Annotated in this window: 5 protein-coding genes and 2 pseudogenes; 1 reads left to right on the top strand and 6 read right to left on the bottom strand. The window is 66.7% G+C overall.

Going from position 1 to position 8,127, the window contains the following annotated elements:
* From R6V09_RS40295 to R6V09_RS40270, 6 genes and pseudogenes are all read right to left on the bottom strand, one after another.
* On the bottom strand, window positions 1–1,154 hold a 1,154-nt coding region (locus R6V09_RS40295), incomplete at its 3' end, for a DUF2397 domain-containing protein (protein WP_317886452.1).
* A 51-nt stretch (window positions 1,155–1,205) separates the two neighbouring features.
* The gene (locus R6V09_RS40290; RefSeq protein ID WP_442810233.1) at window positions 1,206–2,189 is read right to left on the bottom strand and encodes a DUF6907 domain-containing protein; all 984 of its coding nucleotides are present in this window, start codon (window positions 2,187–2,189) and stop codon (window positions 1,206–1,208) included.
* Window positions 2,190–2,202: 13 nt separating this feature from the next.
* A complete protein-coding gene (locus tag R6V09_RS40285; protein ID WP_317886450.1) occupies window positions 2,203–2,685 on the bottom strand; it encodes a hypothetical protein in 483 nt (160 codons plus the stop codon).
* A gap of 288 nt (window positions 2,686–2,973) precedes the next feature.
* On the bottom strand, window positions 2,974–3,678 hold the full coding sequence (locus tag R6V09_RS40280) for a hypothetical protein (protein WP_317886449.1): 705 nt from the start codon (window positions 3,676–3,678) through the stop codon (window positions 2,974–2,976).
* A gap of 628 nt (window positions 3,679–4,306) precedes the next feature.
* Complete coding sequence (locus R6V09_RS40275; RefSeq protein WP_317886448.1) at window positions 4,307–6,106, bottom strand: reverse transcriptase/maturase family protein; 1,800 nt, start codon at window positions 6,104–6,106, stop codon at window positions 4,307–4,309.
* A 1,165-nt stretch (window positions 6,107–7,271) separates the two neighbouring features.
* Window positions 7,272–7,918 (bottom strand): annotated as a pseudogene (locus tag R6V09_RS40270) (IS5 family transposase); the annotation flags it as partial.
* A gap of 121 nt (window positions 7,919–8,039) precedes the next feature.
* Between R6V09_RS40270 and R6V09_RS40265 the strand changes: the two are divergent.
* A pseudogene (locus tag R6V09_RS40265) lies at window positions 8,040–8,127 on the top strand (IS5/IS1182 family transposase); the annotation flags it as partial.

Below are 8,127 nucleotides of genomic sequence, written 5' to 3'. Positions count from 1 at the left end.
GTGACCGGCGCCGCGGGAGCGTCGGCCCAGGGGCGCGTGTGGTCGTCGGCGGCGTCGGCCGGGAGCAGCAGGTGCCGTGCGGAGAACAACCCCGTGGCGGTGTCCCACATCCGCCAGGCGGTCTCCTCGTCAGGGGCCCGCTCGACGGCCCGCGCCAGTCGCAGCAACTCCGCGCGGCGCGTGACGGTGCCTCCCGTGTCCATCAGGATGCGCGAGTTGCGCGCCCAGGGTGCCACCAGATCCCGCAGCTGCCGGCGCAGACGCCGCGCCTGTCCCGTGGCACCGGAGAACCAGCCTGCCAGCGCCGTCCACGTCCGCGCCCATCGCTGGGCCTGAATGTCGACGAGCTCCTCCGCCGTGTCCTCGGCCAGCGCGGCCCGTGCGCAGGCCCGCCACACCGAATCGCCGAGCAGCGGGGCGAGTTCAGTGACGAGGGACGCGATCCGAGGCGTGTGCACGTCCACCTGTTCGCCCCACATGGCGATGTACGACTGCAGGGTGCGCCACAGGACTTCCTGCTTCCCCGGATCAGGCCCGCCGGCCAGCGCGTGCGCCAGGCTGCGCTGCCATGTACGCGCGGCGGCCGCCATGCCCTGGTGCAGGACAATGATCTGCTGGTACTCGGCGGCCGCGCCGGGATAGCGCCGCTCCCGGACAGCCTGGGCGAACATCTCCAGACGGTCGTGGATCGCCCGCGGCGCCAGGGTCAGGTCCGCCGCCGCCCCCTCGTCGGCCTCCGCCTCCTGCGTCCAGAACAAGTGCAGCCGGGCGGCCACGGGCGTGAGCTGATAGCGGTCACGGCGGCGCAGGAAGTCCTCACCGGTGCGGGCCTGGTCCTGCCAGCGCGTGACAACACCCCACTTGACGAGCCGGTCGAGTCGGGCGTCCAGGTGGAATCCCTCGTCCGCGACCAACTCGCCCACGACCACGGGGGCCAGCCTCGCGGACAGGTGTCCTGGCACCCGCGCGACGACATCGTCGTACGACACTCCGATCAGACTGGTGTCCTGCGCTTCCAGCAAGATCTCGACGATCACCCGGTACTGGGCGGCGAACCGCGAGACCAAATAGGCGGGCACCAGTTCCTGGCCGGGAAGGTGTCCGGCCCACGGATCCGGCCGGCTCGGCTCAGGCAGTTCCTCGTCATCCGGCATGACCATCAGCGTACGATCAACAGCGCTGCGTGAGCGTCCAGTTCGCGCATATCAGGCAGCCGATCCCGGAGTGACGACGAACGGCGGCTGCGCAGTGAACAGTTGAGGTGTGGCCGCGTCGTCCGGCACGACGCAGGAGGTGTCGATCGCGATGTCGGAAAGGAGTTTGCGGACCAGCCCGTCTCTGCGGTCCGGTGTCAATCCGCCGGGCACCGCCACCGTCACCCGGCCGCCAGGAGCGACGTCTCTGAGGACATAGCCGGAGGAGCACGCGGTGAGACGGGAATCCTCGACCACCTGCGCCCCCATGTCGCTGAGCAGTGTGTCCATGGCCAGGAGGCGCGGAGGAGCACAGGCCTCCGCAGATGCGATCAACTCGCCCAGGTTCTCCCGGAGTTGCGTCGCCTCGGTGAGTGTGAGGCGACGCGCTGTCGGATCCTGCCCAGGAGCGGTCACTGTCAGGTCGATCTCCGGGAGCCGCTCGAACGGGTTGTGTCGCAGGGAGATCCACACCTCGTCCGACGTGCGGCGTGCCAGGCCGACGTGCACGTGGCCGGTCCCACTCCGCGCTGCCCGCGAGTACGTGCGAGCGTCACACCAGAACGGGCACCTGACGCCCGTGCGAGCCGGATGGGTATCGGCGTCGCCTCCCGCCTTCCCCACCAGTTCGGCGCCCTGCAGCAGCGTTACGTACCGGAGCCGCAGCTTGCGCAATTGGAGCAGATGACTTTCCACGTCCCGAATGTGGGCGTCGAGCCCGTCCGGATCAAGCTCGGCGCTTCCCCCCTCGCAATACACCCAGATCTCCGGCCTCAGGCCGTGCGGCTCGACCTCGTGCTCGTGCAACCAGACGAGATGTGTCGTGAGCATCGTCTGTGGGGCACGCCCGTCCAGCCCAAGAGGCGTTCTCAACTCCACCGGGGCTCCCAGATGCGCGCCCCGGCGGTCCTCCCCACAGTCCTCGACGCACCACTCCGGGCATCGGCGCGTGTCCTGTGGGCCCTGTCCTCTCTCCTGCTCCGTACTGTCGATCATCAGTGGTTCCTTCTCACCCAGCCCGCAGTTCCGGGACCGTCAAATGATCCAGATCTCTGTACACACGGAAATCGCAGTGCCCCGGCCGTCTACCGAGTCGCTGAACGATCAAGGCTCCGGCGAGCCCCCAGCCACGGCACGTGACAGGATGCCGCTCATGCCCGACCAGGAGCAGTCCTTCCACTCCGGGCTCGACAAGGCCATCGGCCATCGCGGCTGCAAGTCCGGTTGTGAACCCCCAGAGATCAGCCCGCAGATCAGTCGGCAGGTCTGCCCTGACATACACGCAGGGTCTCGGCGCGCCGTTTCTGTACAAGGCCGCCGCAACGGCGCCCAGGGCATCCGGGACGGGGCCGTCCGACGGCAGGATGTCGCCGGCTTCGCCACCGAGGTGGTCGGCGATGATCGCTCTGAGGGCGAGGATGACCTCCCGGTCCGGGCGCCAGCCGTTCCGGGGTTCCCACCGCGGGCCCCGAAACTGGTCAAGGATGCTCATCGCCGGGGCTCTCCATCTGGAGAACACCCACCAGCCTGAAGAGTGTTCATGGCGGGGACGCGGCAGATGTCGCCGATCCTCAACAGCGTGCGGGGTGGACCGCCGCGACGAGCCGGCTCATGCGCTGTGTTCCCGCCCACGTGCAGCACCTCGGCGGCCACGCGCCGATCCACCATGGCCGGCAGTGCAAGCAGTTCCCGCACCGTGGCTCCCCGGCCGGCCAGTTGGTCCGACGCACTGATGCCTCCCCGTAGATCGTGTCGTGTCCAATTCTGTCGGTGTGCCATGTCAGGCCGCCTCAGCCAGTTCTGTGAGGGATGAACGTGACGGGATGTCCGGCCCTGGAGCAGATCCCGTGACGAGGAGATAGCGGGCGAGGCGCTCTTCGGCGACCGCTCTCCTGGCGCGGCACGCGGTGTATCCGAGGCCAAGACGTCGTGCGGCTGCGGCCAGTCCTTCGCCCTCCATCCGGGTACGGCCGATCAACTCCGCCTCCTCAGCGGTGACGGCGCCGGCGTAAACTGCTCGGTCCAGAACGAAGTCCGGGCGACCCGGGACGGAATTCCGGGCGTGCAGCGCCCAGCGTTCCATCAGCGGAACCGCTCGCACGGCTCCCGAATACCGGGATCGGGCTCTCAGGCCACAGCGATAGCCGGCCCACCAAAGCCGCGATGCCACTCCGCCCACGTCGACGTCGATCGTCCTGAGTTCGTTCAGAAATCCCTCGATGACTTCGGCCTCGGCATCCGGAAAGGGCAACGTGCTTCCCCGCACCACTCGTGCCGCGGCCTCTCGAAGCCCGGGGGCCATCATCCACACCGCAGCGAGTGGCCAGTCGCCTCCCTCGCTCTGCGTTCGAAATACGAGTTCGGCCCAGACATCCTCTCTGACGCCATAGGGCGTGGCCCGGTCCAGAAGCCGGGCCCGGAGCTCTCGCAACGGGACCTGATTCCGCGGGAATTCCCTCCCGACCTCGATGTCGATACCGCTCACGTCCAGAGTGAACTCCGTAGACCTGGACTCCAGGCCCCGAAATGCCGCCTCGACCGAATCCAAAGGCTCCCATTCACCGGCCCATGGCATGAGGGTGCTCCTTCCTCATGCCGCGATCGGGCCGGCGTTCAGCTTGACGGTCCTGTTTCCCGCTTCCGCCATCCGCGGCTGCTTCCTTCGGGACCGGCGCAGGACGAGTGGAGCAAGCGCGTCGCCGCGGTCCGAGGGGGCGAGGTCCGTCGCGGTCCGCGCCAGATGTTCCGCAACCCGACGTTCGGCTCTGCCACGCCGTTTTCTGCATGCCTGATAGCTGATGCCGAGACGTCGCGCCGCGGCCGCAAGAGGTTCGCCTTCAAGCCTGGTTCGGCCAATCAGATCCCCTTCGGCTTCGCTGATTGACGGCGGCCGTGGCAAAGTCCAGTTGTGCGGCCAGCCGAGTCCAGGCTGATGGCCACCGGAATTGGTCGGGTGGCCCGGGGGGATCGCACCCCCGGGCTCCCACAGATCCGTACGTGACGTTGGGTAGGCCGCCAGCGAGGTGCCTGTGACCAGGCCCTTTTCCAACGGCCCCCCACCGAACCGGACGTGCGGCTTGTAACCGCATCCGGCTCTCCAGTGCCTTTTCTTCTCATGAGTTCTGTCGCGAGCGACTTTCGCCGTAGTGAATGTCCTCGTGGCAGACACGGCAGACGACCAGGGTCTTCCGATGGCGCGCGGCCATCCTCTGGGCCCAGGCGGGCTTGGGTGCCCGTCCCCGGACGTTCAGGTCCTTCAGGTGCCGAATGTGGTGCACTTCGACACCGTTGTGGGACCCGCATATCTCGCAGGTGTCGGCGAGCAGGCGCTTGACCACTTCATTGCGCGCGCTGTTCCACACCTGCGTCGGGTGGTCGTCGAGACTGCCGATCCTGGTCTTGTGGGCCAGTGAGATTCCGCCCCACTGCGCCACCAACGGCTTTCGTCCCTCCCCGCGTTCGACGGTGACCTGAAGCCCTCGACGAGGGCCGCGATCGGTCTTCAGCACGGTCCGATAGCGCCGGTAGACCTTGGAAACGCGAACGCGATACTTCCGCGCCAGCGTCTTGACCAAGGAACGCTCCATCACGTGCTTCAGCCGTCCGAGGCGATGGAGGTTGAAGGCGAGCTGGTAGTAACCGGCGATCCCGCGGAACTCCGCCTGGTACTGGGCGACGATGGAGAAGTCGCTGTTGACCGTACGTTCGGTCCGCCGGATCGGTCGGCCATGGTGCAGGTAGGGGCGGCACTTGGCGCGGATAACGTCCGCAGGCACCTTCAACCCGATCTGCGCGTTGATGCTGCGATGACCGCGATGGTCGTGCTTGGTGTCGTTGTCCAAGACCACGATCTCGTAGCCGAGGAACCGGGCGGCGCTCGTCCGCCCATGAGCGATCAGGGTCTTGTCCTCGGACAGCTCCAGCTTGAGCTCGTCGCGCAGGAACCGCCCGATGTCGGCCTTGATCTCCTCGGCTTCCCGCTTCGGCCCGGTGAATCCGAGCAACCAATCGTCTGCGTAGCGGCAGTAGTTCAGCCGCCGATAACCTGGATCATCGGGGTCGCGGGAGGGCATGGTCTTCATCTGCTTGCGCAGGGCCCGACCGGCCTCCAGCTCCCCCTGCTGCTCCAGGCGGAAGGCGCGCTGCCACAGCAGCATGTACGGACGACACGGCGTGCGCCGGGCTCCCCGGTTGTAGGCGGGCAGCAGGCTCGTCTCGATGTACTTGTCCAGCCGGTCCAGGTAGATATTGGATAAAAGCGGCGAAATCACGCCGCCTTGCGGTGAGCCGCTCAGCGTCGCGTGATACCGCCACTGCTCCAGATACCCGGCCCGGAGCAGTCCGTCGACCAACCGCAGGAAGCGGTTGTCGTGGATCTTCTCGGCCAGGATCGACCGAAGGATCTCATGATCCAAACTGTCGAAGCAGGCTTTGACGTCTCCCTCGACGAACCATGTTGTGCCCCTCCACCCTGGGTAGATCGATTGCAGGGCGGTGTGACAGCCCCGGCCGGGCCGAAAGCCGTGCGAGTGTTCGGAGAACTGCGGCTCGTAATACGCCTCAAGCAGCAGGCGCATCACTTCTTGCAGCAGCTTGTCCGACCACGTAGGCAGACCTAAACCGCGCCGACTCTTGCTCTTTCCCTTCTTCTCGATGTAGACGCGGCGGGTCGGTGACCATCGATAACGCTCAGCACGGAGCGCGTCGATGATCGCCTGGATCTTCTCCAGGCGCATGCCGTCCACGGTCTCGGCCGTGATGCCGGGCGTCATCGCACCGTCGTTGCGGTAGATCCGCCCGTAGGCAAGCAAGTACAACTCCCGGTTGAATAAGCACCGGTAGAGACGTTCCAGCGGCAGACCTCGCCTGCCGCGTTCACGGATGATCCCCAGAAGGGCTTCGGCGCTCTGCATTTCGCATACCTCGCCATCGTGAAGGATCTGTTGACACCTGGGGGCCTTCGCCCGTGCGGACGGCTTTCCCGTCCTCCCCGGTCGGGCGTTACTCCGACGACTACTACGCCCCCTCCGTCGCCATAGGGCTCGCGCCCCGTAGGCGATCCCGTATTCCCCTTGCGTTGGACGTATCGAGCGTGACGTAGGCGACCCGGTCCGTCCCCTTGAGCGAACTCGTTGTCCGCCGCCCGCCGGCCGGAAGGGTTGAGACGAGGAAACTCGGACTCGTCCGATGCCGACGGCTGCGACCTCAGACGTCGTGTCGCAGGGTGTGCTCTTTCCACCGCTGGTGACTGGGCTTGAAGCAGTATGGCCTTCGCCGTATCACGCGGGCCTTGCACAGCAGCGCCTTCGACGTCTCCTCAACGCTCCGCGCTTTCCCGCCATGCTGTTGTCCCCTCGCGCTTTCGCGTCCAGGTAAGACGGGCGACCCCGAGGTCACCTCCTTCCGAACCTCGGCCCCCTGCGGGGGCGATCCAACGCCGAGTGAAACGGCGCACGGTTTCCCGTCATCCGGCTCTCCAGTGACTACAGCGTGAGCGGTTCAGGCTGCTCGCGCAGGACACACAGCGCCGTTGCGGCGATCTGCATTTCGCATACCTCCCGGGTCTGGCGTGTCCGAGTCACCTGGCCCCCTTCGCCCTGTGGACGGCTTTCCCGTCCTCCCTGGCCGGGCGTCAATCCGGCGACTACTACGGGGCCTCCGTCGCCCTAGGACTCGCGTCCCGTAGGCGATCCCACGTTCGTCCCTGTCTGTACGTTCTAGCGCGAGGTAGGCGTCCCACTCATCTCCTTGAATGCCCTCGCTGGGCATCGCTCCGCACCCCGGAGGTGCACGGGGGCACGATCGAACCCCGTGCAGGGTGCGGCGCCGGTTTCAGCTGTCCTTCCGGCGGATGAGAACTTGCATCTGCTGGAGATTGGGCTTCAAACAATCCAGTCTTCGCCATATCGCGCGGGCCTCCCGGCACACCGTCTCCGACAACTGAGCCCGGTCACTGGTTTCCTGACATGCTGTTGTCCCCTTCACCTTTCGGATCCAGGTAAGTCATCAGGCCCAAGAACCTCCCTCCGAGTTCCTCCCGGCTGAGCCGGGGATACAAACAGAGCGCCTCGTGGCGCACATGGTGCGTTCTATGGTCCAGCGGTGGCGGCCCAGTCGGGTCGAGGACTCGATGCCTCTTCGGGCGATGCGGTGCCGGATGCCGCGCCCGCGTAACCATCGCCGCAGGTGGTCGTAGTCGTATCCCTTGTCGGCGTGGAGCTTTGCCGGTCTGCGCCGCCGGCGTCCACGCCGGGAGCGGATCGGCGGGATCCCCTGCACCAGCGGGATCAGCGCCTGGCTGTCGTGCAGGTTCGCCCCGGAGATTCCGACGGACAGGGGCAGACCGGTCCGCTCGGTGATCAAGTGGATCTTCGAGCCGTACTTGCCTCGATCGACAGGATTCGGGCCTGTCAGCTCCCCCTTTTCAGAGCCCGCATGTTCACCGAGTCGATCGCGCAGCGGGACCAGTCCAACTCGCCGCGGGAGCCGAGTTCGTCGAGGATCAGGCGGTGGAGCTTGGCCCACACGCGGGCCTTCGTCCACTCGGTGAATCGTCGGTGGGTCGTCGCGCCCGATGGCCCGAACGATGCGGACGGCAGCTGCTGCCACGTGCAGCCCGAGGTCGCCACGAAGACGATTGCGGCCAGCACCTCCCGGTCGCCGTGCCGGCGCTGGCCGCCGCCCTGAGGCCGCGATGGCGCCTCCGGCACCACTCGCTGGAACATCTCCCACAACTCGTCCGGCACCAGCCGCTCAACGATCCCTGCCACGACCGGCAGCTTACCCAGCCAAATGAGATGACATCTCAGACCGTGTCCTACATGGTGATCATTCGTTGGACTGGTCATGGGGCGGGGTACGTGGAGTTGGATTGTTCCGGATGGTCTGTGGGAGATCGCGAAGCCGCTGATCCCGCCGTCGAGAGTGCGGCCGC

Origin of the sequence: Streptomyces sp. W16 (assembly GCF_033194735.1) — a bacterium.
Taxonomy (GTDB): domain Bacteria; phylum Actinomycetota; class Actinomycetes; order Streptomycetales; family Streptomycetaceae; genus Streptomyces.
Note: the sequence above shows the minus strand (reverse complement) of the source record. Positions and strands in the feature narration are given on the sequence as shown.

Bases quoted from the DNA above. Each gene is read 5' to 3' on its own strand.
- R6V09_RS40290 (WP_442810233.1), bottom strand. From the start codon at position 2,189: ATGATCGACAGTACGGAGCAGGAGAGAGGACAGGGCCCACAGGACACG.
- R6V09_RS40285 (WP_317886450.1), bottom strand. From the start codon at position 2,685: ATGAGCATCCTTGACCAGTTTCGGGGCCCGCGGTGGGAACCCCGGAAC.
- R6V09_RS40275 (WP_317886448.1), bottom strand. From the start codon at position 6,106: ATGCAGAGCGCCGAAGCCCTTCTGGGGATCATCCGTGAACGCGGCAGG.